This window comes from Acetobacter tropicalis, assembly GCF_001580915.1.
GTDB classification, from domain to species: domain Bacteria; phylum Pseudomonadota; class Alphaproteobacteria; order Acetobacterales; family Acetobacteraceae; genus Acetobacter; species Acetobacter tropicalis.
This window is the reverse complement of record NZ_LHZQ01000195.1, coordinates 15,820-40,027: the sequence shown is the minus strand read 5'-3', so window position 1 is coordinate 40,027 and position 24,208 is coordinate 15,820. Positions and strand designations below refer to the sequence as shown.

21 protein-coding genes and 2 pseudogenes are annotated in these 24,208 nt (G+C 50.9%); 9 read left to right on the top strand and 14 right to left on the bottom strand.

Annotation, left to right across the window (positions count from 1 at the left end; all coding sequences use genetic code 11):
- Positions 1-357: pseudogene (locus tag AD944_RS06640) on the bottom strand (Fic family protein); the annotation flags it as partial.
- Positions 358-792: 435 nt separating this feature from the next.
- On the opposite strand from AD944_RS06640, the gene AD944_RS17390 reads away from it, so the two are divergent.
- Positions 793-993 (top strand): LIM domain-containing protein, encoded by a 201-nt coding sequence (locus AD944_RS17390; protein ID WP_236709106.1) that lies wholly within the window; start codon positions 793-795, stop codon positions 991-993.
- Between the two features lie 57 nt (positions 994-1,050).
- Positions 1,051-1,293 carry a hypothetical protein gene (locus AD944_RS17385; protein ID WP_236709105.1) on the top strand — a complete coding sequence of 81 codons (243 nt, stop codon included), beginning with the start codon at positions 1,051-1,053 and terminating at the stop codon, positions 1,291-1,293.
- A gap of 196 nt (positions 1,294-1,489) precedes the next feature.
- Here the strand turns inward: AD944_RS17385 and AD944_RS17380 are convergent.
- From AD944_RS17380 to AD944_RS06600, 8 genes and pseudogenes are all read right to left on the bottom strand, one after another.
- Positions 1,490-1,616 (bottom strand): annotated as a pseudogene (locus AD944_RS17380) (IS5-like element ISNeu3 family transposase); the annotation flags it as partial.
- Between the two features lie 83 nt (positions 1,617-1,699).
- Positions 1,700-2,473 (bottom strand): 4-hydroxy-2-oxoheptanedioate aldolase, encoded by a 774-nt coding sequence (gene hpaI, locus AD944_RS06630; RefSeq protein WP_045541335.1) that lies wholly within the window; start codon positions 2,471-2,473, stop codon positions 1,700-1,702.
- Between the two features lie 11 nt (positions 2,474-2,484).
- Positions 2,485-3,288 (bottom strand): 2-oxo-hept-4-ene-1,7-dioate hydratase, encoded by an 804-nt coding sequence (hpaH, locus tag AD944_RS06625; RefSeq protein ID WP_045541334.1) that lies wholly within the window; start codon positions 3,286-3,288, stop codon positions 2,485-2,487.
- Positions 3,288-4,157: a fumarylacetoacetate hydrolase family protein gene (locus tag AD944_RS06620; protein WP_045541333.1), complete on the bottom strand. Its 870-nt coding sequence runs from the start codon at positions 4,155-4,157 to the stop codon at positions 3,288-3,290. Before AD944_RS06620 ends, hpaH begins: the two co-directional genes overlap by 1 nt.
- A 20-nt stretch (positions 4,158-4,177) precedes the next feature.
- Positions 4,178-5,632, bottom strand: coding sequence for an NAD-dependent succinate-semialdehyde dehydrogenase (locus tag AD944_RS06615; protein WP_045541332.1), 1,455 nt, complete (start codon positions 5,630-5,632; stop codon positions 4,178-4,180).
- A 16-nt stretch (positions 5,633-5,648) separates the two neighbouring features.
- Positions 5,649-6,629 carry a 3,4-dihydroxyphenylacetate 2,3-dioxygenase gene (gene hpaD / locus AD944_RS06610; protein ID WP_045541331.1) on the bottom strand — a complete coding sequence of 327 codons (981 nt, stop codon included), beginning with the start codon at positions 6,627-6,629 and terminating at the stop codon, positions 5,649-5,651.
- A gap of 77 nt (positions 6,630-6,706) precedes the next feature.
- Complete coding sequence (hpaE, locus tag AD944_RS06605) at positions 6,707-8,221, bottom strand: 5-carboxymethyl-2-hydroxymuconate semialdehyde dehydrogenase (RefSeq protein WP_045541330.1); 1,515 nt, start codon at positions 8,219-8,221, stop codon at positions 6,707-6,709.
- A 46-nt stretch (positions 8,222-8,267) separates the two neighbouring features.
- Positions 8,268-8,654, bottom strand: coding sequence for a 5-carboxymethyl-2-hydroxymuconate Delta-isomerase (locus AD944_RS06600; RefSeq protein WP_045541329.1), 387 nt, complete (start codon positions 8,652-8,654; stop codon positions 8,268-8,270).
- A gap of 151 nt (positions 8,655-8,805) precedes the next feature.
- On the opposite strand from AD944_RS06600, the gene hpaR reads away from it, so the two are divergent.
- Positions 8,806-9,294 carry a homoprotocatechuate degradation operon regulator HpaR gene (gene hpaR, locus AD944_RS06595; RefSeq protein WP_261763937.1) on the top strand — a complete coding sequence of 163 codons (489 nt, stop codon included), beginning with the start codon at positions 8,806-8,808 and terminating at the stop codon, positions 9,292-9,294.
- A 7-nt stretch (positions 9,295-9,301) separates the two neighbouring features.
- On the opposite strand, the gene AD944_RS06590 is transcribed toward hpaR, so the two are convergent.
- Together AD944_RS06590 and AD944_RS06585 are read right to left on the bottom strand one after the other, a co-directional pair.
- Positions 9,302-9,841 carry a flavin reductase gene (locus AD944_RS06590; RefSeq protein WP_045541328.1) on the bottom strand — a complete coding sequence of 180 codons (540 nt, stop codon included), beginning with the start codon at positions 9,839-9,841 and terminating at the stop codon, positions 9,302-9,304.
- A gap of 8 nt (positions 9,842-9,849) precedes the next feature.
- On the bottom strand, positions 9,850-11,415 hold the full coding sequence (locus tag AD944_RS06585; protein ID WP_045541327.1) for a 4-hydroxyphenylacetate 3-hydroxylase N-terminal domain-containing protein: 1,566 nt from the start codon (positions 11,413-11,415) through the stop codon (positions 9,850-9,852).
- A gap of 97 nt (positions 11,416-11,512) precedes the next feature.
- Here AD944_RS06585 and AD944_RS06580 point away from each other — a divergent pair, with 97 nt between their 5' ends.
- From AD944_RS06580 to AD944_RS06570, 3 genes are all read left to right on the top strand, one after another.
- On the top strand, positions 11,513-12,418 hold the full coding sequence (locus AD944_RS06580; RefSeq protein WP_045541326.1) for a helix-turn-helix domain-containing protein: 906 nt from the start codon (positions 11,513-11,515) through the stop codon (positions 12,416-12,418).
- A 166-nt stretch (positions 12,419-12,584) separates the two neighbouring features.
- Positions 12,585-13,250 carry a hypothetical protein gene (locus tag AD944_RS06575; RefSeq protein ID WP_035380211.1) on the top strand — a complete coding sequence of 222 codons (666 nt, stop codon included), beginning with the start codon at positions 12,585-12,587 and terminating at the stop codon, positions 13,248-13,250.
- A 100-nt stretch (positions 13,251-13,350) separates the two neighbouring features.
- Positions 13,351-14,892, top strand: coding sequence for a carbohydrate porin (locus AD944_RS06570; RefSeq protein ID WP_082784187.1), 1,542 nt, complete (start codon positions 13,351-13,353; stop codon positions 14,890-14,892).
- Positions 14,893-15,197: 305 nt separating this feature from the next.
- Here AD944_RS06570 and AD944_RS06565 read toward each other — a convergent pair whose 3' ends face one another.
- Genes AD944_RS06565 through pcaF form a run of 3 tightly spaced genes read right to left on the bottom strand, consistent with a single transcriptional unit; the run spans position 15,198 to position 19,325 of the window.
- Entirely contained in the window at positions 15,198-16,034 is an 837-nt protein-coding gene (locus AD944_RS06565) for an MBL fold metallo-hydrolase (protein WP_045542911.1), read from the bottom strand.
- Positions 16,031-18,112, bottom strand: a complete 2,082-nt coding sequence (locus tag AD944_RS06560) for a 3-hydroxyacyl-CoA dehydrogenase NAD-binding domain-containing protein (RefSeq protein ID WP_045542910.1) — start codon at positions 18,110-18,112, stop codon at positions 16,031-16,033. The genes AD944_RS06565 and AD944_RS06560 overlap by 4 nt, the downstream gene beginning before the upstream one ends.
- A gap of 4 nt (positions 18,113-18,116) precedes the next feature.
- Entirely contained in the window at positions 18,117-19,325 is a 1,209-nt protein-coding gene (pcaF, locus tag AD944_RS06555; RefSeq protein WP_045542909.1) for a 3-oxoadipyl-CoA thiolase, read from the bottom strand.
- A 330-nt stretch (positions 19,326-19,655) separates the two neighbouring features.
- Here pcaF and paaG point away from each other — a divergent pair, with 330 nt between their 5' ends.
- The 3 genes from paaG to paaZ all read left to right on the top strand — a co-directional run bounded on the left by paaG (position 19,656) and on the right by paaZ (position 24,104).
- Complete coding sequence (paaG, locus tag AD944_RS06550) at positions 19,656-20,444, top strand: 2-(1,2-epoxy-1,2-dihydrophenyl)acetyl-CoA isomerase PaaG (RefSeq protein WP_045542908.1); 789 nt, start codon at positions 19,656-19,658, stop codon at positions 20,442-20,444.
- A 257-nt stretch (positions 20,445-20,701) separates the two neighbouring features.
- Positions 20,702-22,045 (top strand): phenylacetate--CoA ligase PaaK, encoded by a 1,344-nt coding sequence (paaK, locus tag AD944_RS06545; protein WP_045542907.1) that lies wholly within the window; start codon positions 20,702-20,704, stop codon positions 22,043-22,045.
- A gap of 19 nt (positions 22,046-22,064) precedes the next feature.
- Positions 22,065-24,104, top strand: coding sequence for a phenylacetic acid degradation bifunctional protein PaaZ (paaZ, locus tag AD944_RS06540; protein ID WP_045542906.1), 2,040 nt, complete (start codon positions 22,065-22,067; stop codon positions 24,102-24,104).
- The last annotated feature ends 104 nt before the right edge of the window (positions 24,105-24,208 follow it).

Here is a 24,208-nt window from a genome sequence, read left to right as displayed (position 1 = left end):
TTCCAGTTCATGTCCCGTCAGAAACTCATAGAGGAAGGCAGCGCGGCGTGCGTATTGCCCGGTCGGTTCCCGCTCTATCCAGTCTCGCACGAAATCAGGTCCCGACACTTCGAATACCCGCGCCAGCAGTTCGAGATTGGTTGGCTCATAACGTAAATGGAACTGAAGATGTCCAGCGGGGCTCTCAGCGGGGCGCATACTTTCCGGGTAAACTTCATGGCTCTCAAAACCATGATGGCGGCTCTCCCGGCGCGAACCGGTCGTGCTGGTCACGGGAAAGCCGCAGCACGGATCAACGCCAAAGTTATCGCCGAGCCATCGCCCCCCAAGCAGTGTGGACCTTTCTGTGTCCGCCATTAGAAATACGCCTCATTCGAAAAACCGATTACGATTGTTCATATTCGATTAGAAATCAGCAATATTGCAAGAAAAGACTTACACTGCGGGTGAACGAGTCTCCGGAAAAGCCGGGCCAAGGCAGACTGACAAGGCCTGATACAGAACAAAATAGCTGTTTTCCAATACAATTCGTCGGAATGCAGACGTTCGGCCTGTAGGTCGATGTTTCGAACACTCAATCCATCACGAGATAGCCTGTTTATTTTATTCCAATGATATCAATAGATTCCAGTTCTCGGTTTTATTGTCGTCGGCACGCCAATCTTTCCAATGCCTTAGAGTTTTGGTCACGGAATGATTGACTACTTTTGGGCCCATCGCCAAAAAAAACGATAAGCACATGGTCCCAATGGGCCCATGAAAAGGCTATGTTGGGCTCAAGCGAGGCTCACCATGAAAGATCGAATCACTTCTGCCAAAATCGATCCTGTGACAGGCTGCGCTCCCCCTGCAGAAGTGGAATATCGCGGCAAGGGCCAGTATGGGGCCCGCAAGCGCATTGCAGGCGGCGAGAGAATTCATCAGACCTTTTCGTCAACCAAACTGGCCCGACGCTGGCTGGATACGACCTCCGCCAAACTAGAGCTTGGGTAGTTTCAGGATACGCGTCTACTGGAACGTCAAACCGTTCACGAACTGGTCGACCGCTATATGCGTGAGGAGATGCAGGCCTGGGATAATGATCGCAAAGGTCACATCCCCGCCGTTCTTCAGGACGAGATCGCACAGCTTGCGCTGGTCGATCTGATTTCCAGCGTCTTGTGCTGGTTCCGCAATGTTCCCTTGGCAAGACCACTATACTCCGCAGCAGCCGGGAAACGTAACAGGTCACGAGAGTCTATCGCTACAGCTCCGCTTCTAGCCGCCGACATGATGCACGCCCTCCAGCTTTGAACGCATGGTCGCGCAGGTGTGCTGGCAGGCCGCATCTGCCGCATTCCGTTTATTCGTCCTTGTGCTGGACATCGTCTCCACCTCCATGAGGGAAAGCTGGCTTCAATCGATGGCGGGAGCCTGAACATCAAGTCAGTCACCAGTTTCCATAGCGTTCAGGCAGATCGCACCAGTGCGCACCAGATCGCATGACTCATAAACATCCTTTTACGAACAGACGGTTATCCGAACCCGTCCGCCCAGACTCACTCACTTTCCCGGGCACAGAACCCTGATCCGCTCCCATTGCCTGCGCTCAGTTCGTATCGCTTGACCCGCTCCACACATCAACACGGAGACCTATCAATCAACAATCAGGCTATTTGGAAATTATGAATGTTGATTGGCCGTAGAAATCCCAAAAAGGTTAGGAAACCTTCTTAAAATCCTCAAGAAGACGCCTACTCCCCGTGGCCAAAAGACCGACATCGGTTCCGATAGCGACAAAAGCAGCTCCTGCAGACACGTAGCTTTTTGCCAGAGCAGAATCAGCGGTCAAAATGCCCGCAGCCTTTCCATGGGAAATAATTTTCCGTAGAGCCGCTTCGATGTGACGCTGAACTTCCGGCTCACCTGGTCGCCCAATATAACCGAGATCTGCGGCAAGATCTGCTGGCCCGACAAACACTCCATCAACACCCTCAACAGCACAGATTTCATCCAGAGCCGCAAGGCCGAGGCGACTTTCCACCTGTAGCAAAAGACAAATTTCGTTTCCTGCTGTCTGGAGATAATCAGACACACGGTTGAAACGAGAGGCTCGCGCAAGGGCGGCACCCACACCGCGCACACCCTGCGGCGCATACTGAACAGCACGCACAAGCTCACGCGCCTGAGCAGCGCTCTCGACCATTGGAACAAGGATGGTCTGTGCCCCGATATCAAGGATCTGTTTGATCATCCAGGTCTCACCAACAGGCGGCCTGACAATGGCGTGACTGCTACTTCCTTCAATGGCTTGCAACTGCGCCATGATACTGCGGATATCGTTTGGCGCATGCTCACCGTCAATCAGCAGCCAGTCATACCCTGCTCCAGCGCATATTTCGGCTGTATAAGCATTGGCAAGAGCCACCCACAACCCAAACTGGCACTCCCCAGAACGCAGAGCCTTTTTGAATTCATTCACTGGTGCCGGCATCAAGACACTCCTTATCTAAAAAAGCAGCTTACTGTTCCGAGAGGACCATAATCAGCCGTTATCGTATCACCGTGTCGGGCTTCGACCGGGCGGATGAACGACCCTGCGAGAACAATTTGGCCTGCATTGATGCCGCCGCCATATTGGGCCAGTCGGTTTGCCAACCATGCCACACCGCGTGCGGGATGATTGAGTACGCCTGCCCCAAGCCCGGTTTCCTCAACAACCGCGTTACGGGAAACGATCGCGCCCACCCATCGGATATCGATTTTATCGAGGGCCGCCGGAACGGAACCAAGAACAATGCCAGCATTGGCAGCATTATCCGAAATGGTGTCGATAATTGTCCGTGCGTGACCCGTTTCACGATCCACACGTACGATCCTCGTATCGAGAATTTCAAGTGCTGGAACGATATAATCTGTCGCGGCAATGACATCGAACATGCTGACTCCGGGTCCACGGAGTGATTCTTTCATCACGAAAGCAAGTTCGGCCTCAATCCGTGGCTGAATGAACCGGTCAGCGGGTATTTCGGCACCATCATCAAAATGCATGTCATCAAGAAGAACGCCTGAATCAGGTGTATCGATGTTCAATGCGTATTGCATGGCTTTTGATGTCAGGCCAATCTTCCATCCTATGATTTTTCGTCCTGACGCCGTCTTACGGCTGACCAAGGCATCCTGAATGGCGTAGGCATCATCAAGACAAGCATCGGGATAGCGCTGGGAAATCAGCCCCGTCTGTATTCGTGTTTTTTCTGCCTCATCCAGTTTATCTGCTTCTGCTCTGATCTGTTCGGGAGACAGCATTACGTCAGCTCCTCGTCAACAACGGAATTACGAAGAACACCCAGCCCGTCGGCAGCAACTTCAATGACATCGCCTGGCGTCAGCCACACTGGCGGATCGAAGCGGGCTCCCGCTCCTGTTGGTGTTCCGGTGACAATGACATCGCCAGGAACAAGTGTTGTAAAGGTTGATATGTAGGAAATAATTTTCTTGAAAGAAAAGATCATCCTCGAGGTACGGTCCTGCTGACGGATCTCACCATTGACACGGGTGCTCAACGCGATATCGCGGATTTGATCTTCTGAGGTAAAAGGAATCAGCCAAGGACCGATTGAACCAGTGCGATCGAAATTTTTCCCCTGTGTGACATTGAATTTCGCATGCCTGACCCAGTCACGGATCGTGCCCTCGTTACAGAGGGTCAGAGCGGCGACGTGATCAAGAGCATTTTCCTGAGAGATTCGCCGTCCAGCCTTCCCTATTACGAGGACGATTTCCCCTTCATAGTCGAGCTGTAAAGATTCTGGCGGTCTTATCAGAGCCTCTTTATGCCCTACAAAGCTGCGCGGAAAGCGAATAAACAGGGACGGATTGGACGGCGCAGCCTGACCATCCTTGTATTCTTCATTACGATCGGGAAAATTAACGCCGACGCATATGATTTTTTCTGGATTGGTAACAGGAATTTCGTAGCGAATATCCTCTTCACGGAAATCGACCAACCGTGGCGCGGATGTTGCCAGTTCGTTCAACGCGCCTGCTTCGATAACCTCTCGCAGGCCGGGCCACCGATCACCATAGAGGCGCGATAGATCCGTGATTCCCCGATCATGAAGTAATCCGTAGCGGGTTACATTCTGATAGGAAAAAGTAAGAAATTTTGCAGTCATGGAAAAATTTCGCTTTCTGATCAGGCAATGCCGCCAAGGCAGATATATTTGAGCTCTGTAAAGTCATCGAGACCGTAGCGCGAGCCTTCCCGCCCGAGGCCGGACATCTTGATTCCGCCGAAAGGTGCTTCCGCGGTTGAGATAGCCCCCGTGTTAACACCCACCATTCCGTATTCTAGCGCCTCGCTCACGCGAAAGACCCGAGCGACATCACGTGTGAATACATAGGATGCCAGTCCAAATTCCGTATCGTTTGCGGCAGCTATCACTTCCTCCTCTGTCTCAAAACGGATCAGCGGAGCTAAAGGCCCGAAAGTTTCTTCGTGGGCCACACGCATCTGATTGGTCACATCGGTTAGCACGGTTGGCTCGAAAAACAGTCCGCCCAGCGCATGTGATTTTCCACCTGCAAGAACACGTGCGCCATGTTCAATCGCATCTGTGATATGCTCTCTGACCTTATCCACAGCAGCATTGTCGATAAGCGGGCCGAATGTAACGTCTTCCGCGAAACCGTTTCCTGTCTTTAGGGACGTGATTTTTTTAGTCAGAGCTTCTGCGAAGTGGTCATAAACACCTGACTGGATATAAAGCCGGTTTGCACACACGCAGGTCTGACCATTATTTCTGAATTTTGCAATCAGTGCGCCGTCCACGGCGGCATCAACATCTGCATCGTCGAACACGATCAGAGGGGCGTTTCCGCCCAGTTCAAGACCAAGTTTTTTGATTGTCGGCGCACATTGAGCGTATAAAAGCGCACCAACCTCGGTTGATCCGGTAAACGTCAGTTTACGCACAGCAGGATTCGATGTCATCTCCGCGCCAATTTCTCTGGCGCCTCCGGTAATGACACTGAAAAGTCCTGCGGGAAGACCCGCTCTTTCCGCCAGAATCGCCAAGGCAATGGCTGAGAACGGTGTCTGTATTGCCGGTTTGAGCACGATGGCACAGCCTGCGGCCAAAGCCGGGGCGACTTTGCGAGTAATCATCGCATTGGGGAAATTCCAGGGCGTGATCGCCGCAACAACGCCAACGGGTTGGCGGGCTACCAGAATACGCTTATCGGGCTGATGCCCCGGAATGAGATCACCATACAGGCGGCGAGCCTCCTCGGCAAACCAGAGGATAAAGCTGGCTCCATACTCAATTTCGCCCTCTGCTTCCTTCAGGGGCTTTCCCTGTTCGAACGTCATAATTCTGGCAAGATCGGCCTTACTGGCCATAACGAGATCATACCACCGACGCAGAAAGGCAGCGCGTTCGGCTGCTGTGCGGGCTGCCCAAGCCCGCTGGGCACGCACAGCGGCCGATATTGACTCTGCTGTTTCTGCCTCACCAAGATCAGGGATCGAGCCAATAAGCTGTCCCGTCGCAGGATCGGTTACAGGGATGGAAGATGACGATGACGCCGCAACCCAGCGATCACCCACCAGCGCAGCTTCCCGAAACAGGGATGGATCCTGAAGCTTCATAGCCCGATCTCTTTTCTTACGGCGCGATGATCGGGCTGGCCGTCGCCACAGGCTGCCTCGTTTCAAGACCACGGAATGCGCTACCATGTTCGAACCATGATCTAGGCGCTGGTGCTCCCCACAATGTCTGGCGCTGAGGGTCTGTTAATTGCCATTTGATTGGTTCGAGATCAGGATCAACCGTCTGGTAGTCCGAGCAGTAGATTTCTGTGCGGTGTCCATCCGGATCAAGCAGATACAGGAAGAACGCGTTGGAAATTCCATGACGGCCAGGGCCACGTTCGATATTGGCAAGATAACCGGTGGTGGACATCAGATCGAGGAGATCAATGATATTCAGCGGGGTCGGCACCCAGAAAGCTGTGTGGTGCAGGCGCGGTCCGACGCCACTTGTGAACGCCATGTCGTGCACGCCGCCCTTGCGGTGCATCCAGGCCGCCCATAAGCGGCCTGTGCTTTCGTCTTCCGTATATTCTGTTACGCGGAAGCCTAAATTATTGTAAAACTCGACCGACGCATCAACATCGGGTGAAAAGCAGTTGAAATGGTCAATGCGTAGCGGTTTTACCCCGTGATAGAGCGCATATTTCTGGTGAATCGGCTCCAGACGGTCCATTTTGAAGTAGAATTCGAGCGGGATGCCGAAATTATCGTGCGTCCGCAGAGTACGCCCCTGATAGGGACGCTCGACCCACTCGACCTTATGATCCAGGTTGCGGAAGTACCGCTCCGCCTTGTCCAGATCTTCCTCTGAAAAAACTTTAAGACCCAGATAACCGACTTCTCCTTTCTCACCGCGGCGTAACACCATGCAGTGATGTCCCCGCTCCTCAAGCGCACGCATATAGACATGATCTGCGTCTTCGTCTGTGACCTGCAAACCGAGCAGGTCCGCGTAATAGGCGCGGCTGCGGGCCAGATCGGTCACCACCAATTCAACATGGCTGAGACGCAGGATATTGAAATCTGGGTAAAGGTTGAACGGGCTGATCGGCATTCTTATTCTCCACTCGTTTGTCTGACGGCCCTGTCAGGTACGATTTTTATTTTTATGAAGTCCGAGAACCCGGCCTGTCAGGCCAGTTTCGGAATAGTGTGGACGCCTGTTGCAAAGGAAACATTCTTGGTTTCCATATAAAAATCGAATGACCAGTCTCCGCCATCGCGGCCTATGCCGGAGGCTTTGACACCGCCAAACGGTGTATCGAGGTGCCGCACATTCTCTGAATTCACCCAGATCATGCCAGCTTCAAGCTTGTCCGAAACACGGAAGGATCTGGTAACATCTGAAGTCCAAAGATAAGCGGCAAGTCCGTACTGGGTATCATTCGCCAGAAGAACAGCCTCCTCTTCCGATTTGAAGGGAATTGCGGTCAGAACTGGGCCAAAGATTTCTTCCTGCGCAATGCGCATATTATTGGTCGCATGTGTGAAAAGTGTAGGGGCAACATAACATCCACCACCAGGACCATCGGCCTTTCCACCACCGGCAACTATCGTGGCACCTTCTTCCTTACCGATATCGATATATTCAAGAACTTTCTTTTCATGAACAGGATGAATAAGCGGACCGACAACCGTGTCTGGATCTAACGGATGCCCTACTTTTATGGTCTTTACACGCTCGGCAAGAGCAGCGGTAAACTTGTCATAGATGCTTGCCTCCACCAGAAGACGTGAAGATGAAGTACACCGCTCCCCATTGAGAGAGTAAATCATGAACAAAGCCGCATCTGCTGCACGTTCCAAATCCGCATCAGCAAAGACAATAATTGGATTTTTCCCGCCGAGTTCAAAATGAAAACGCTTCAGAGTATCCGCTGCCTGCTTCATGATCAGCGAACCAGTTCCACTTTCCCCAACAAAGGCGATCGCCTTGATATCCGGGTGTCGTGTCAGTTCCGCGCCAGCGTCTTCTCCAAAGCCATTCACAAGATTCCACACGCCGGGGGGCAGTCCGGCTTTCTCAGCAATCTCCACCAGAACCGATGCCGTGATGGGTGAAAACTCGGCAGGTTTGTGAACAACCGTGCACCCCGCGGCCAAAGCGGGTGCGATCTTCCACGTTGAGAGCATAAAAGGCGTGTTCCACGGAGTGATAACACCCACCGGCCCTACAGGATTACGTGTGGTTATATTGGCCTGTCCGCCTGTGGGGAGAGAAAGTCCGTTACGGGCAGAAGGTGCCTTGTCTGCAAAATACCGGAAATTTTCGGCACCGCGAAGCGCCGCTTTTGACATGAACCGCAGCGACTGACCTGTATCTAGGCATTCCAGAAATGCAATTTCTTCGGCACGCGCTTCAATGGCATCAGCGATAGTGTGCAAAATCTCCCGACGTTTCGTCCCACTCAATGCAGCCCACGCAGGTTGAGCCGCTTTCGCAGCTTTTGCTGCCTGATCAATGTCTCGCGCATCACCTTTCGCAACGGACGCCAGCGATTTGAGATCAATTGGCGATAGTGTTTCAAAAACCTCGCCACTGATCGCGGGGCATTCCCTCCCACCAATACGGTTGAGAACACCTTTTTCGCGGATACGTGTAATGTATTCACTCGCCTTTCTTGCATTTTCTTCTAAAGTTGACATTTACCTCATCCTTTTCAAGCTTTCGGCTTTCGTTTTTGTTCTGTTTTTACTGTTTTCTTAGCCGATCATGCATGGCATTTTTCTTCCAGCTCAGCGTTGATTCTATTTCTCGTATCTCTAGTGAAAGAGCGAAATTTTGCGTTTCCAATAAACCGGACATCGCATTCGTAGCAGTGAAAAAAATAGCTTCTCCTGCCTGCTTTTTTTCTTCTTGAGACCGGCCCTTCCCAATTCGGAAAGACATATCGACAAACCCATTCTCCGGAAGGGCATCCGCAACCGCCCATGCCGATGCTTCAAAAGCCCTGACGCGGATGGCGCCTATTTCAAAAAGCCCGGTTCCTAGGACTGCATCCCGAAGTTTGAGACATAATTCTGTAAAATCGACCTTTCCTCGTAGATTTGCAGAATATTCAAGAGATAAGTGCGGCACGGGAATCCTCCCACCTCAGTCAGCACATTTACTTAACTTGTTAATGTTATAGCGGCATGTCAGTTAATTTGAGGTCTCACATTCACGTTACGCTTCCTCGTTCCATATTTCGTGATATCCTCTCGATAACCTTTTCAGCCCAAGGTGAAATATGACTATCCCAAAGCGGCCACCACCAACGCAGGACTCGCACTCCGCCTCACGCGCCAATCCGTCCGAATTACCTCACGAAGCAACAAAGGCTTTACCTATTGCTCTGCTGAGGGCGAGAGAAGCGCTTATGTCCCGCTTTCGTCCCATGCTTGCTGAACACGATTTCACATCCCAGCAGTGGCGCGTTATCAGACTTCTGAACGAGCACTCCACACTCGATGCAGCGCAACTTGCAGAAAAAGCCTTCATCCTGCCCCCCAGCCTGACACGTATCCTTGCCAATCTGGAAGCACGTGATCTGGTGACGCGGGTCCAGTGCGCGTCAGACCGTCGGCGTTATCTCTTCAGGCTGACATCCCTCGGCGAGACCTCTTTCCAAAAAATCTACCCTGACAGGGTAAAGATTTACAAAGAAATAGAAACATATTTTGGAAAAAGAAAAATAGCGCTTCTTCTTGAACTCCTGGATGATTTTGCTCAATTTTGAGAAACGTTCAGTTCGATACAATCCCGGCAGTCGCGCCAACAAAGGCTCGGTCAAGATACAAAAGCGGATGCCCTACTGTTGAACGTCGAATACTCTGGACTTCCCCAAAGAGCACATAATGTGTTCCAACAACGTGATGCGCCGTAATCTTGCAATCGAACGAGGCAATCGCATCCGCCAGTGCGTGATTCCCGGACGGCAGGCACTCCCACATACCGGACGCATAGCGCTCGTTCATATCAGTGACCTTCCCGGCAAAATATTCCGCCAGATCAACATGATCATGGCTGAGAACATTCACACAGAAAACGCCATTCCGAAGAAAAAGATCACATTGGCTGGACCGCGAGTTCATGCAGACAAGCAGGGTTGGCGGAGTGTCCGTCACCGAGCACATGGCCGTTGCGGTAAATCCGCCCCGCCCCCCTTCCCCAGCAGAGGAAATGACGTTTACAGATGCCCCGACCCTCGCCATCGCCGCACGAAACTCAAGCTGAACAGCTCCAAGATCGGGCAACGCTACCTGTTGCTTAAGTGTAGTGGTCATATCACACCTCACTCCGCAGCTTTCGCCGGAGACAGCCATGTGTCACCAGTCCAACCATTTTCATCATAATCGTTCAAACAGCTATCAACGAGTTCTTCCATTTGACGCAGCACCGTGCCTCGTTCTGCTCCTTTGAGAATTTGCAAGCGCACATCCTCCGGACTGCCTGCATAATTCAGCTCATAAAGTGCGTGCCGCCCGCCGAACTCTGTGCCCGTTGCATCCCACAACAGTTTCATGATTTTGATCCGGTCCTTGTGGCTGATGCCGTTTGAACCACGAACATACTGCGCAAGATAACCGTCTATCTCCGGGTTAGCGAAATCCTTGACCGAAGACGGCAAATAAATAAGCCCCGAAGCCACACAGCGACGCACAAGGTCTATCACCCGCGGGTAGGCATCTGACATAAAGGCGCGATAGGTCAACGCAGCTTCAAGGTTGGGAAGCACCGCACCATTGTGCCACTGCTGCGGTGCGCGCGCCATGGCATTGGAAAGCGACCAGAAAAGATGACGCAACCCAATCACCTCACCCAATGCCGCCTGATTGCCGCGAAAGGCATCTCCACCCGTGCAGCGAAGCGCTTTGGCAAGAACGCCAGCCAGAAAGTCCAGCTTGACCGCAAAACGCGTGCACCCTTGGAAGCAATACCCCTGCATAAAGCCCGAGCCTATGGGGAAAGACAGGATTTTCTTTGCATCCCGCAGAATGAGAACGTCCTCCCACGGCACAAAAACATTATCCAGCACCAGGATGGCGTCATTTTCATCAAACCGCGAGGAAAGCGGGTAATCGAACGGGGAGGAGACCGTGTTCGCTGTCTCTTCATAAGACGTGCGGCAGATCATTTTAATGCCGGGGGCATTCATCGGGGCGATGAATGTGACAGACATTGATGGATCTTCTGTTACTGTTGCAGAGCTTTGAGCCAGAAGATTGTAGTGGGTCAGGGCAGACGACGTTGCGACAACCTTTGCGCCGGACACATAAATGCCTGCGTCCGTCTCTTTTGTAATATGGACAAAAACATCCTTGACCTCTTCGGCTGGTTTGTGCCGGTCAATAGGGGGATTTACAATTGCGTGATTAAGGAACAATACCTGTTCCTGTGTCTTTTTATACCATGCCCGTGCGTTGTCAGCGAAAGGACCATACCACTCTGCATTCGCTCCCAACGTATTTGTCAGCGCAGCCTTGTAATCTGCCGTTCGGCCCATCCAGCCATACGTCATTCTCGCCCACCCGGCGATAGCTTGCTGTTGGCCCACAAGATCTTCAACAGACTTAGGCGATACAAAGCTTTTATGGGTAAAGCCGCCATTGCCTGTGTCTGTTTGAGTTGTCAGGATTTTGCTGTGTTCTGGCTGGTGGAGAGCATCATACAGCCGCGCTATTGAGCGCGCCGAATTTCGCATGGCCGGATGCGTGGTGACGTCGTCTATGCGTTCTCCATTGATATAGACGTTTCGACCATCACGAAGTGACTCGAGGTATTCTGCGCCCGTGAAAGGACGCTTGATGATGGTAGACGGCTTAGCGCCTGCACCACATAGCCCTGAGGAATCATCCATTTCCGATCATCCTTTATTATTCTTCTTGAAACCGATGGTATATTTTCTGAAATTAAGAGAGAATGCAGAAAACAAAGAAAAACTTGGACTTTTTTAAATGCCCCAAAAACCCGATATTCCGAGCTTTCTGACATATGGCATCAACACAAAAACTGATGACATAGGCTTTGTGCATGTCGAAAACGTTATGGATCGCAAATCCCTCCATAACGGCCACGTTCCGGCCCACAGGCACGAGCAGATTTTTCAGTTGTGTTTTTGGACAGACGGATCAGGCACGTATGTCATTGAAGATCGGTTAATTGAATTCCAAGCGCCGATGTTTGTCTTTATTCCTGCTCGGGTCGTGCATGGGTTTTCTGTATCATCGGGCTCTGATGCAATCGTGTTTTCTCTTGCCAGCAGTTATACTGATACCGACCCCCTCTTTAAAAGCACTGCCGCCCGCACACCGCTGGTTCTGGCCGGCCCGGAGCAGCCAAAACCTACCCCGCTGATGCTGACACTTATGCAGGCGGGTTATGAACGTTACAGAACCGCTCCCGAGACCTCACAGAGCGTTATTCGTGGTCTTGCTATAGCAATTTTAGGTGAAGCACTTTCCCTGACCCGTTCTGCACGAATTCCCGATGAAAGTGCGGCAGCAGTCAGAATCCGGTCTCTCATAGAGGAGCATTTTCGCTATGCGTGGTCGATTACCGATTACGCACGCGCGCTTGGTCAAACGCCCTATCAAATCAACACGACGACACAGGCCGCCTTTGGCCAAAACCTGAAACGGCTGATTATTGAGCGCAGACTACTAGAAAGCAAACGGCTTCTTGCATTTACCATCCGCCCTATCGAGGCGATTGCTGCTGAAGTCGGAATTCCTGACCCCGCTTATTTCTCCCGATTTTTCCACACTTTTTCTGGCCTCGCGCCTCGAGAATGGAGACGGAAATGGGCAGAAAACACCAAAGACAGCTTGCTGACAGCCATACCAGACAACACGCCTGCGTGAGGTGGCACGGTATACGTTGTTTTAATTAACATGATAATTAAATTGGTTTACAGACAGGAGGTAGTCTTCTGTTTCCAGAGATGACTCCACAAGGCTCACCAACTCCCTTTTCCGGGTTCAATCTTACAAAGTCACGCTAAATATAAAAAGAAAAAGGCGGACCAAAATGTCTCATAATGAAAATACATTCAACACTAGACAGCGAAACATTGGATTCAGAGCGTCCGATATCGCAGCCATTTTTTACCTGATTTTAGTTACCTGTGGAATCATATACCTCGTCTTGAATGTCCATGGGCATCCGCTCCTTTTGGCTTATATAAAATTTTTCTTCCTGGCCACCTTTGGCGAATGCCTGAGGCACCGAATTACGCAAGATAACTGGATCCCGGATCATTTGATTTCGCGGGCTCTCATTTGGGGCTGCTTTGGCGTCTGGATTGCAATGTCATTCATGATTATGGATTCAGGTGTTAGAGAGTTTTTTGGTACCAGTTCTCTATCTAGACCACTCACTGCATTCGCTATCAGTGCGTGGATGAACATCTTTTCCGGGTACGGTTTCTTTATGATGCTAACCCATTTTATCACGGACCGAATGCTGGATGAGGGCATAAAGGCTCCGACCGATTACCTACGTTCCAACGGGTTCGCCCGTTGGGCAAAAATTGTTGGCTTATGTCTTATTTTTTTCTGGACCCCAGCACATACCATCACGTTTCTACTACCCAATATATGGCGGGTTGTTTTTGCCGCTTATCTCAGTGTGGCGCTAGGAGCGATCCTTTCTTTTGCATCGGAGGCCGGTTCTCGCACAGCACGCACCGCTTGAAACAGTTTTTCCCCTGCTACGCACGCTCTTTTATCCAGGCCAAAGATCCATACGCTTCTGTCTGAATAATAATAAAAATTCAGTCAGAGAGGAGTGTTTCATGAAATTCATCTATATACCATCCGTAAGTACATGGCACCGTCTCTCATGGTTTCGGGCAAATCTCGTATGCGTCAGTCTCGCACTATCAACCCTGTTTCACGTTGCACTGGCAGAGCAGGCTACAATAACATCGCCTCCTCCACCCAACAGTCATTTTTGGGATTCGGTGCGCCTCACCAAAGAATTGCGGGATCGCTACGTCAATGTACAGGGACCGATTACATTCGTACCTTCGGAATTGCCTCCTCAAGTATTGGCTGGCGCGCCCCTTCTGGTATCACCTGGCACATCGGCACCAAAAGGACCTTTAACATTTCTGGGCCGGTTTCTAACGCACCTTGGCTTAACCCCGCACGCAATTTTCAACCAGCTCTATATGACAAATCCTGACATTGGACCACGTCCTGGCCGTTTTTCTCTTGGAACCGGCATTGTGTTGGGACTAGATGCCAATCTTCAGAAAATTATGGGAATCAAGGGAGGGGAAATTCATTTTGAAGAAATTCTCTCTCGGCCCACTGTAAATGGTGGCTACCCCACAGGCCCTGCATGGGCTGGTGCCGTTGGAAGTTATTTTGCAGGCATTGATCAGCACAATGATATTGCGGGAGGGTGGCTGGCACTGCTGACGTATCAGCAAAAACTCTTTTATAATCGCGTCAACTTTTCTGTTGGTAGAACTCATCCTCGGCGGTATTTTTTCTTTAATAACTGCGATAACTTCCTTAACTGCACGGACCCGATCATGCAGGCATCCGCCGGCATACTGCCGCCTCCGTATGCAACATGGGGCAGTTACATCACTGCACGTATGTTTAATGACATAAGTTTTGAGATGGGTGCTTTCGAAGCCAATCTGAATCAGTATTTCCAACACGGAAACGGGTGGCGTTGGGACACCCGCACGGCCTCAGGTTATATTCTTCTGGGCGGCTTCAATTATAGAAGGCTTCAAATTTCACACCTTTACGGCGGCCGGTATCAGTTATCCGGCTTCTTTAACAGTTCCCAATATAAAGACCCTTATACCAATACAACACATTATGGACGAGCCGGTGCCGAATTTCGCGGCCAACAGCTCATCTGGCGCCGGGACCATAAGCACCCAGTCCCTTCCCCATTACCTGAAGGTCTTAATGCGTTTGGGGCACTCGGCTTTGCCGCAGACCCTGCAGCTCCCTTCAAAGCACTTGCAGAAGGAGGTTTTAGTTATCATGGGCTCTTTAAACGCACTTTAGACCGGGAACAGATTAAATTCAGCTACGTACGGGCTTCAAAGCACCAAATGCTCTATCAGCAGCGAACACGTATTCAAAATGGAGGAGACCCTCGGCTAGGTGCCCAGGATATCATGCGCCTGGAGGTGAGTGGGCATATCTCCATCGTTCCCGGAATTGCATTCGAGCCAAGTGTTCAATACATTTTTAATCCTGACAATTACTATAATCCGGCAGCAAAAAAGATTAGCTCAAATGGTATCGTTCTTGCGGGTCAGTTGATGATCGACATGGGCTTCCTCTCGGGCCTTTCAGCACATTGAGAGAAGCCTGCATTTATCCTTTACAATAAAAAAATTTAATTAATATTTATGTTATGTTTTTCAGGAAAAATTTTTACTATGCCAATCCAACGTTAGGATTGACACCGACAACCATCCAACGATTATTCTGGTCAGCACTACAGACTGTTTCTTCCCTGTCACTTATTTTCAGTTATGAAAAAGCAGGCTGCTTCGAGAAAAAGAATAATATTCAGGGGAACCTAATTCTAGAAAAAAGAAAGAATAGATTCCGCTTATTCCTTCTAGCTCTTTTAGAAAAAATACAATATTAGGATATCGAAAAATCAGTATCCTGCTCGTTTCCAACCTGTTGGTTCTTGTATTGCTTTCCCGCGTTTTTTTAGCTCTAGCAAGTAAGTTTCAAGCATCATTTCTGCCGCAAATCGTAATTTTTTGTTCAATTTTGGATATGCACGATTACAAATATTGGAAAACTCCTGAACCTCATGCGTCAGAATATTTTCAATTTGATGCAGTTTTTCATATCTTTTTTCCAAAAGTTGTTCAATAAACGAATATGGTTTCAGAATCTCTGGCCCGTGCCCGGGCAGAAAAATCCGAGCGTTAAGAGCCTGCACGCGTTCCAGGCTTTCAATATAATCACCCAGATCACCATCCGGCGGCGGAGGAACCAAGGTGGTTGACCATCCCATCACATGATCACCGCTCAGCAAAACTCCATCAGGCCGTTCAAGACAAATATGATCTTCTGCGTGGCCGGGCGTATGGATAACCCGCATACCCGCAATTTCAGCCCCGTTAAGAAGGTCTTTATCCCCTCTTAACGGGCCCGACGGAAACTTGAAAACAGGAACGTTAGCACGCAATGCAAGAGTACGGGCTCCGTCAAAATGATCATGATGCCAGTGCGTGACAATAACATGGCTGATTGTGCCGGCAACTCCGCAGATAGCATCCAGATGCGCAGGATCATCCGTTCCTGGATCAACGACGGCGGTGCCTGCTGCATGGGTTATAAGCCACGTATTGGTTCCATGATACGTCATGGAGTGGGGATTAGGTGCTACAATGCGCCTGATCCCATCCACAACATCCATGGGTTTTCCATAGACCGGGGTTTCTTCTCGTAACCGCCAATCTGTCTGCAACGCTGCTTTCATGTTATTCCTGCAGTAAAAGAGCCACCCGATTGCGCCAGCTTGATCAGTAAAGCCGAAGGTTCTGACCCTGCTCCCCCTACAGTGGCAGCAGCTTCCACTTCCCTCAAAACATTAGGCAAACCCATTTTATCAGCCGCAAACATCGGGCCGCCCTGAATACGGGGAAAGCCATACCCATTTACAAACACAATATCGATATCCGACGCAGAGGACGCAACTCCGCTTTCCAGCACCTTGGCCCCTTCATTTGCAAGAACAGCAAGAAGACGACGTTGAATAGCTTCAGCACTCAATTTAACGTGACGACTCCCCGCCTGTTTTCTTCCTGCTTCAATCAGAGCACACGCTTCATCGTCCAGTTCGGGTGAAGCTGAGGCATAAGAATACCAGCCCTTACCGGTCTTTCTGCCAAGACGCCCGGCCTCGCAAAACATATCAGGTATTTTCACATACCGCTCGTTCGGATTGCGTGTTGCACTCTGCCGCTTTCTCATGGCCCATGCAATATCCAGCCCGGAAAGGTCCGCTACAGCAAATGGTCCCATAGCAAAGCCATAAGATTGCATGGCCTGGTCAATGTCCTGCGGGGACACCCCATCTTCCATTAAATATTCTGCGTGCTTACGATAATGTGAAAATATTCTATTCCCAATAAATCCTTCGCCCACGGCGGCAACTACGGGAAGTTTCTGTATTTTCCGTCCTAAAGCAATTGCTGTTGCCAAAGCATCCGGTGCTGTTTTGGCACCACGAATAACTTCAACCAAACGCATAATATGAGCAGGAGAGAAGAAATGCAGCCCCAGCACATTCTCTGGCCTTTCGGCACATCCGGCAATTGCGTCAAGATCCAGATAAGATGTATTTGTTGCGACAACCGTATGGGCCTGCACGACTTTATTAAGGCTGCGGAAAATATCTTCTTTTACCTCCATGGATTCGAATGCTGCTTCGATCACAAAATCCACATTCTTTAACACGTCCCACTCATGGGAAATCTGTATTTTTTTAAATCGTCTTTCTGCCTCTTCTTCGCTAATTCTTTTTGTTTCAATCTGTTTGGCATAAAGACTTGCAATGCGTTTCTGGCATGCAGCTACCGCAGCAGCATCACGCTCTATAATCACAACGTTTAATGCTGCATCCGCTGTGGTAACAGCAATTCCCGCTCCCATCGTTCCGCCACCAATAATCCCGATACGGGAAAAATGGCGCGGTTGGGCTTTTTCACTTGCCGGCAAACGTCCTGTAGCGCGTTCCGCAAGGAAAAGATAACGCAGCGCTTTTGCCTCATCACTTTCGCGCAACCGCAGGAAAGCCTCTCGTTCAAGGAAGAGGCCTTGTGCAAAAGGCTCTGTCTCGGCTGCCTTAACCACCCGCACGGCTTCCAGCACAGCCGTAGCCCCCTTGGCCCGCTTAAGGGTGCTCTTCTCTGCGTCCTGAACATCAGTTTTCGAAGCACATGGCACATCATGCTCGGACAGCCTGCGCTTGAAAGTATTTTCCGCCAAAGCGATAACGTCCGTTAACATTCTGTCATCTGGCATGAGCGCATCTAAAATACCAAGATGCAAAGCCTCTTTTCCAGAAATGATTTTTGCGCTTCCAATCAACTCAAGTGCTGTTGCCACCCCTGTCAATCGAGGCAAGCGTTGCGTACCGCCAGCACCGGGAATAACCCCCAGTTTTGTTTCTGGCAGCCCCACACGACTACGCTCAGTGCCAACACGAAGATCACATGCGAGGGCGAGCTCCAGCCCTCCCCCTAAAGCAGCACCATCAATGGCCGCAAGAATTGGTTTTTTCATTGCATCAATCGCAGCCACAACCTCTGGCAAAAATGGTTGAGCCGGTGGTCTGGACATCTCGCGAATATCTGCCCCTGCAACAAACTGTCCGTTCTGGCCTGTCAACACCACAGCCGCTACGGTGGGGTCTTCCCCCAGTTCGGGAAGCACCTGCACCAGTGATGCTCTTACTGTATCAGACAGAGCATTTACGGGTGGATTATCAATTGTCACGACAGCAATTTTATCATGACGCGACACACGAACGACAGGTTGAGATATGGTCTGCATTGTCTCAAACCTTTTCAATCAAAGCGGCAATACCCTGCCCAACGCCGATACACATGGTTGCCACAGCGCGACGCCCCGCTCCCTGCTCCATGGCATTTACCGCTGTCATAGCCAGCCGCGCACCCGACATTCCCAACGGATGCCCCAGCGCTATGGCCCCCCCATGGGGGTTCACATGATCAGCATCATCAGGCAACCCAAGCTGACGTAAAACAGCCAGTGCCTGTGCGGCAAAGGCTTCATTCAGTTCCAGAACGTCGATATCTTTCACTGAAAGAGCGTTTCGATGGAGCAATTTCTCCGTGGCAGGCGCCGGAGCAATCCCCATGATGCGGGGGGCCACGCCCACAGTTGCCACTGAAACCAGGCGCGCTTTAGGCTGCAAGCCATGGCGGCGTATTCCGTCTTCACTTGCCAGAACAAGAATAGCTGCACCATCATTCACACCAGAAGCGTTGCCAGCAGTCACACTTCCACCATCACGAAATGGTGTTCTTAGCTTGGACAATGTTTCGGGGGTTGTTGAGGGGCGGATATGCTCATCATCCGTTACCCAGCTTTTTTCGCCTTTTGCAGGGCCAGAGATCTGCAGGGGTGAAATTTCACGTGCAAAAAAGCCGCTTGCCTGAGCCGCGGCTGCACGTTTGTGTGAGCGAGCAGAAAAAATATCCTGATCCTGGCGAGAAACTCCAAACTGTTCAGCCACATTTTCGGCCGTTTCAGGCATGGAATCCACACCGAACCGCGCCTGAAAAACGGGATTGATAAAACGCCAGCCAATGGTCGTATCATACATCTCGCAATGGCGGCCAAATGCATGCGTTGCCTTGCCTGTTACAAATGGAGCGCGTGTCATGCTCTCCACCCCGCCAGCCAGAACCAGATCTGCATCTCCGGCAATAATGCGGTAGGCCGCCATGCCCACAGCATCCAGGCCGGAACCACATAACCTGTTGATTGTGGTGCCCGATACGCTTTCTGGAAGTCCAGCCAGCAAAAGTGCCATACGGGCTATGTTACGGTTATCTTCCCCTGCCTGATTGGCGCATCCTAGAATCACATCATCAATGCATTCCCAATCCAGCGCTGTGTGCCGCTCACGCATGACACGCAGCGGATGTGCTGCAAGGTCATCCGTCCGAATATCGCGCAAAATACCTGCATAGCGACCTATGGGTGTGCGCGTATAATCACAGATATAAGCATGCCTCATGAAATATCTCCTGCCCGCCCGGGTATTACGAGAATATTCCAAAACGACGCTGTGCTTAGACGGCTAACAGATCGTGAAAGACTGTCTCTATCATCAGGGAACTCACCCCGGCAGTGATTCGTAAAGCGTGGGACAAATGCACCAAAGAAAAACGCTTTCTGACATATTGAGCTATCATACATCGGCTGCCTCCGTTTTTTTTGATTTATTGACAGATGTAGACTTCTGTCAGAATATATAAACCGTCTGGTTGGTCAATATATTAATACGTGATATCCTCCGCCTTAAACGAAAACAAGATCGGCTCCACCGACCCACAAGGAATATCCCATGACTACAGTGCTCGTTGAACGGCATCCTGGCTGGCTTTCCATCACTCTCAACAGGCCAGAACGCCTCAATTCGCTTAACGATGAAATGCATACAGCGTTACGGGCAGCCCTGACAGAAGCGCGAGAAGACCCATCATGCAGGGCCGTTCTGCTTACAGGCTCAGGAAGAGGGTTTTGTGCCGGCCAGGATCTTTCCGAGCGGCTTCGTGCACCAGATGCCGCGGCTCCTGATCTTGGACACACTGTAGAGACATTTTATAATCCTCTCATCCGGCAACTTCGGTCCCTGCCAAAGCCCATTGTATGCGCCGTCAACGGTGTGGCGGCAGGTGCGGGCGTGAATATTGCCCTGGCTTGCGACATTGTGATTGCAGGCAAGGGAGCACGATTTGTACTTTCCTTTGCCAAACTTGGCCTTATTCCCGATTCTGGAGGCACCTACCACCTCCCCCGCCTTGTTGGTGAGGCTCGTGCCCGAGGACTTGCTTTACTGGGTGAGCCCCTCTCAGCAGAAACTGCTGCGGACTGGGGACTCATCTGGAAGGCTGTTGAAGATGAAAACCTTCATGAAGAGGCGCACGCTCTTGCAAAACACCTTTCTGAGCAAGCCACTTTTGGCCTGGGACAGATAAAGTCTGCCCTCAATGCATCATCCCATAACACGTTGGACCAGCAGTTGGACCTTGAGCGTGACCTGATGCGCCGTGCTGGGCAGACAGATGATTATGCTGAAGGGGTAGCCGCTTTCATCGAAAAGCGAAAGCCGCATTTCAGCGGTTTGGGATAATTGCCATGCCTTACGAGTGCACAGCCTGTTTTACAGTCTCCCTTGCGCAAGAAGGCGCAAAACCTCGAACTACGCCTTTCGTGAAAAAGGCGGAGCACAAGAAAACTTCAACATTTTCAGAGAAAGTGCTCGTTTCATCAATAGTTTCTCTACCCTGAAAAACAACGTTTAACCGATACTGTTTCTACAGGACGCACGTTTTACAAACCGAACCTTCCCAAAACAACAGCCCCGCAAAGAGGCGATATGAGGTTACGATGAACGCCACCGTCTACACCCCGGCTTACCCCCATCCAGAAGCCATACATGACATTGCTACGCTATCTCGTGATGAACTGATGTTCATTCAGCTTGAGCGTATGAAATGGTCTCTTCGCCATGCCTATGAGAATGTCGCTTTATACCGTAACCGATGCATAGCGGCGGGCGTCCATCCGGACGATCTCTGTTCATTATCAGATCTGGCCCGGTTCCCGACAACAACCAAAGCAGACCTACGCGATACCTACCCTTTTGGAATGTTCGCCGTTCCACAGGAAAGGCTTGCACGCATTCATGGTTCTTCCGGCACCACAGGAAAACCCATAGTTGTTGGATACACCCATGCGGATCTGGATATGTGGGCGGGCATTGTCGGGCGCTCAATCCGCGCGGCAGGCGGACGGCCCGGCATGAAACTGCATAATGCATATGGCTATGGGTTGTTTACAGGCGGCCTCGGCATGCATTGGGGAGCTGAACGTATGGGCTGCACCGTTATTCCCATGTCTGGCGGCATGACGGAACGGCAGGTGCAACTGATTGAGGACTTCAAGCCGCAAATCATTACGGTCACCCCCTCCTACATGTTGGCCCTGCTGGATGAATTCCGGCGACAGGGTTTGGACCCTCGGGCTTCTTCCATAAAGTATGGCATTTTTGGTGCAGAGCCGTGGACAAACAGTATGCGTGAAGAGATAGAGCAGGCATTCGATATGCATGCTGTTGATATTTACGGACTTTCAGAAGTTGTTGGCCCCGGTGTTGCTCAGGAGTTTATAGAAACAAAAGATGGCCTCCATTTCTGGGAGGATCATTTCTACCCTGAGATCATTAATCCGGAAACGGGTGTTCCCGTCGCGGATGGAGAGCCGGGAGAGTTGGTCATTACATCACTTTCCAAGGAAGCTTTCCCTATCGTGCGCTATCGCACGCGTGACTTAACCCGCCTTTTACCGGGCACCATGGTTCCTGCGGTAAGACGAATAGAAAAAATAATGGCACGTTCAGATGATATGATCATTCTGCGCGGCGTGAACATTTTCCCGACACAGGTTGAAGCGGCCCTTCTGCACTGTAAATGGTGCAGCGCACATTTTCAGATTGAACTGACCCATCATGGCCGCATGGATAACATGACCATTCATGTAGAACCCCGGCCAGAAGCATGGAACCCGGCAGAAACGTCTCATCGTTCCCGCGAAATCATAAAAACCATCAAAAATACAATCGGTGTTTCTGTGCAGGTTTCCGTGAAAGAACCAGGCATGATCCCCCGCTCAAACGGCAAGGTAACCCGCGTGATTGATAACCGCGCCAAGGCAAGCAGTATTCTGGCCTGAACCTAAAAGGATAATCGTCATGACACCCATACTTGCCTCTTACGCGCAGGACAGATGGCATAAAGCTGTTTCCGGTTTTGAAGATATACAGAGCGCTGTCAACGGGCAGATCATCGCACAGGCATCCAGTTCAGGTTTGGATTTTGGAGGACTTGTGCAACATGCGCGCAGCAAAGGCGGGCCGGCACTCCGCAAGCTGAATTTTCATCAACGTGCAGATATGATAAAAAAACTGGCTCTCTATCTGACAGAACGGAAACAGGCGCTTTACGATCTCTCTTTCAACACCGGCGCGACCAGCCGCGATAACCTGTTTGACATTGACGGCGGGATAGGAACACTTTTTGCCTATGCGTCAATGGCCAAGAAAAACCTTCCAGACAAGTATATCCTTGCCGAAGAAGTTGAAACACTTTCTCGTAATGGCACATTCATGGGAACGCATATCCTTTCATCCCTACAAGGAGTAGCCGTTCACATCAATGCCTATAATTTTCCCTGCTGGGGCATGCTTGAAAAACTTGCGCCTGCAATTATTGCTGGCGTTCCCGTTATTACAAAACCCGCCACAGTGACCAGTTATGTTGCGCATGCTGTTGCCCAAATGATTGTTGACTCCGGCATCTTTCCCCCTGGCGCTTTTCAATTTATTTGTGGACGCACAGGCGACCTTCTGGATCATCTCGAAGGGCAGGACGTTCTGTCTTTTACCGGTTCCATTACAACATCCGAAAAATTACGTAATCACCCAGTCATTTCTGCAAACGCTGTACGCTTTATTGCAGAGCGTGATAGCCTCAATGCCGCCGTACTTGGCCCTGATGTTTCTCCCGATATGCCGGAGTTTGATCTGTTTATTCGGGCCGTTACGCAGGAAATGACCGTCAAGGCAGGTCAGAAATGTACGGCTATCAGAAGAATTATGGTCCCGGAGACCATTATCGAAAAGGTCACAACAGCACTAAAAGCACGGCTGGACAGAATTGTTGTGGGCGACCCGCAACATGAAGGTGTGACAATGGGCCCCCTCGCTGGCCTCGCCCAGCGTGAAGATGTTCGACGCCACGTCGCAACTCTTGCACAGGAAAGCGAGATTGTTTTCGGGGACCCCCAGCACTGCAATCCACTCGGTGCATCTGATCAGAACGGAGCTTTTATGAGCCCGGTCCTGCTCCAGAATCTGAACCCTCATGATGCCACCAGTGTACACCATACTGAAGCTTTTGGCCCTGTTGCGACCATCATGCCCTACACATCTCTGGCCGACGCAGCCAGCCTGGTAAAACGTGGTGAAGGAAGCTTGGTCGCAACCCTCTGCACATACGATGACAATGTGGCAGCAGAGCTTGTGGCAAGTCTGGCTTCATTCCACGGGAGGCTGCATATACTGGACCGGGAGTGTGCCAAAGAAAGCACGGGCCATGGCTCACCCCTTCCTGCCTTGGTGCATGGCGGCCCCGGCCGTGCGGGTGGTGGAGAGGAACTGGGCGGCATACGGGGCATTCGCCATTATATGCAGCGCACTGCCTTGCAAGCCTCTCCCACACGCCTCACACGGCTCACAGGGCGCTGGACCATTGGCGCGCAGGAAGCGTTGCGCAAGGAGCACCCCTTCCGATACAATTTTGCCCAGCTAACTGTAGGGGACACCATCCATACTCAGCCGCGCACCATTACAGTGCAGGATATAGAGCATTTTGCTGAGTTTACGGGAGATACTTTCTACGCTCATACGGATGAGAAAGCAGCAGCAGCCAACCCGTTTTTCCCCGGTCGCGTTGCGCATGGCTATTTGCTGCTCTCTTTTGCAGCCGGCCTGTTTGTGGACCCAGCGCCCGGTCCACTTCTGGCCAATTATGGACTGGAATCCCTTCGGTTCCTTAAGCCAGTGTCACCTGGAGATGCCATTCAGGTACGGTTGACTGTAAAGTCAAAAAATGCCGCTCGTGAACCTCATTATGGCGAGGTTCGCTGGGATGTAGAACTGTTTAACCAGAACAAGGAAACAGTGGCCCGCTACGACCTTCTGACCATGAGCGCACAACCTGCCTCAGCCTGAGGCTGCTTGTTTTCTTTTATCAAGGGGCCAACATACCCCTTGATTTTATTAGCATTTCTATAAAAAACTAGCATCTACTGACTATACATTAAAGGAAATCAATC

Coding starts and splice junctions, on each gene's coding strand:
- AD944_RS17390 (WP_236709106.1), top strand. CDS start 793: ATGAAAGATCGAATCACTTCTGCCAAAATCGATCCTGTGACAGGCTGC.
- AD944_RS17385 (WP_236709105.1), top strand. CDS start 1,051: ATGCGTGAGGAGATGCAGGCCTGGGATAATGATCGCAAAGGTCACATC.
- hpaI (WP_045541335.1), bottom strand. CDS start 2,473: ATGCCGGCACCAGTGAATGAATTCAAAAAGGCTCTGCGTTCTGGGGAG.
- hpaH (WP_045541334.1), bottom strand. CDS start 3,288: ATGCTGTCTCCCGAACAGATCAGAGCAGAAGCAGATAAACTGGATGAG.
- AD944_RS06620 (WP_045541333.1), bottom strand. CDS start 4,157: ATGACTGCAAAATTTCTTACTTTTTCCTATCAGAATGTAACCCGCTAC.
- AD944_RS06615 (WP_045541332.1), bottom strand. CDS start 5,632: ATGAAGCTTCAGGATCCATCCCTGTTTCGGGAAGCTGCGCTGGTGGGT.
- hpaD (WP_045541331.1), bottom strand. CDS start 6,629: ATGCCGATCAGCCCGTTCAACCTTTACCCAGATTTCAATATCCTGCGT.
- hpaE (WP_045541330.1), bottom strand. CDS start 8,221: ATGTCAACTTTAGAAGAAAATGCAAGAAAGGCGAGTGAATACATTACA.
- hpaR (WP_261763937.1), top strand. CDS start 8,806: ATGACTATCCCAAAGCGGCCACCACCAACGCAGGACTCGCACTCCGCC.
- AD944_RS06590 (WP_045541328.1), bottom strand. CDS start 9,841: ATGACCACTACACTTAAGCAACAGGTAGCGTTGCCCGATCTTGGAGCT.
- AD944_RS06585 (WP_045541327.1), bottom strand. CDS start 11,415: ATGGATGATTCCTCAGGGCTATGTGGTGCAGGCGCTAAGCCGTCTACC.
- AD944_RS06580 (WP_045541326.1), top strand. CDS start 11,513: ATGCCCCAAAAACCCGATATTCCGAGCTTTCTGACATATGGCATCAAC.
- AD944_RS06575 (WP_035380211.1), top strand. CDS start 12,585: ATGTCTCATAATGAAAATACATTCAACACTAGACAGCGAAACATTGGA.
- AD944_RS06570 (WP_082784187.1), top strand. CDS start 13,351: ATGAAATTCATCTATATACCATCCGTAAGTACATGGCACCGTCTCTCA.
- AD944_RS06565 (WP_045542911.1), bottom strand. CDS start 16,034: ATGAAAGCAGCGTTGCAGACAGATTGGCGGTTACGAGAAGAAACCCCG.
- AD944_RS06560 (WP_045542910.1), bottom strand. CDS start 18,112: ATGCAGACCATATCTCAACCTGTCGTTCGTGTGTCGCGTCATGATAAA.
- pcaF (WP_045542909.1), bottom strand. CDS start 19,325: ATGAGGCATGCTTATATCTGTGATTATACGCGCACACCCATAGGTCGC.
- paaG (WP_045542908.1), top strand. CDS start 19,656: ATGACTACAGTGCTCGTTGAACGGCATCCTGGCTGGCTTTCCATCACT.
- paaK (WP_045542907.1), top strand. CDS start 20,702: ATGAACGCCACCGTCTACACCCCGGCTTACCCCCATCCAGAAGCCATA.
- paaZ (WP_045542906.1), top strand. CDS start 22,065: ATGACACCCATACTTGCCTCTTACGCGCAGGACAGATGGCATAAAGCT.